The sequence below is a fragment of the Pseudoxanthomonas sp. CF385 genome (assembly GCF_900104255.1).
Taxonomy (GTDB): domain Bacteria; phylum Pseudomonadota; class Gammaproteobacteria; order Xanthomonadales; family Xanthomonadaceae; genus Pseudoxanthomonas_A.
The window spans coordinates 1-1,030 of record NZ_FNKZ01000007.1; the positions used below are offsets into that span (position 1 = coordinate 1).

The 1,030-nt window shown below is 68.4% G+C and carries 1 protein-coding gene and 1 pseudogene; both read left to right on the forward strand.

All coding sequences use genetic code 11. The features are described 5' to 3' along the window. Positions 1–750 (forward strand): flagellin (locus tag BLT45_RS17995; protein ID WP_254771960.1); only part of this gene is annotated, 750 nt, incomplete at its 5' end. 83 nt (positions 751–833) lie between these two features. Continuing rightward, positions 834–1,030, forward strand: a pseudogene (locus BLT45_RS18000) (flagellin); the annotation flags it as partial.

Here is a 1,030-nt window from a genome sequence, read left to right on the forward strand (position 1 = left end):
GGCACCAAGCTGCTCGACGGCTCGTTCACCAGCCAGCTGTTCCAGGTCGGCGCCAACGCCGGTCAGGCGATCGCCATCGACAAGGTCGTCGATGCCCGCTCGCAGTCGCTGGGCAACGTGAAGTTCGCCGCCGACGTGACCGGTACGGCCATCGCCGATGCCGCCGCCGACGGCAGCGTCGCCGGCCTGACCATCAATGCGGTCGCCATCGACACCGTGTCGTACAAGAACGGTGCCCAGGGCGAGGACATCGCCAAGTCGCTGGCCACGGCGATCAACGCGAAGATGGGCGAGACCGGCGTGTACGCCTCGGTCACGGCCGACCAGGTGACCCTGAACTCGGTGAAAGCCGGCAAGGACCTGGTCGTCGGCGGCACGGTGACGGGCTCCGGCCTGACGGCCGCGACCACCACGGCCGCCGCCACCGCCACCGCTTCGTTCGCCAAGGACCTGGACATCACCACGTTCGAAGGCGCGCAGAAGGCCCTGGAAATCGTCGACGCCGCGCTGACCTCGGTCAACTCGGCCCGCGCCGACCTGGGTGCGGTGCAGAACCGCTTCACCTCGGTGGTCGCCAACCTGCAGACCAGCTCGGAAAACCTGGCCGCTTCGCGCAGCCGCATCCGCGACACGGACTTCGCCAAGGAAACCGCCGAACTGACCCGCACCCAGATCCTGCAGCAGGCCGGTACGGCCATGCTGGCCCAGGCCAACCAGGTGCCGCAGAACGTGCTGAGCCTGCTCCGCTAACCCGGCGCTAGGCACCGGGGCGGGCGTGTCTCCCGCCCGCTCCGGCCAGGCATTCCTTCCTCGCTCCACTCCAGGACTTTCCCATGGCACAGGTCATCAACACCAACACCATCTCGCTGAATGCCCAGCGCAATCTGAGCACCAGCGGCGCCTCGCTCGCCACCACCATCCAGCGCCTGTCGTCGGGCCTGCGCATCAACAGCGCCAAGGACGACGCCGCCGGTCTGGCCATCTCCGAGCGCTTCTCCACCCAGATCCGCGGTCTCGACGTCGCCGTCCG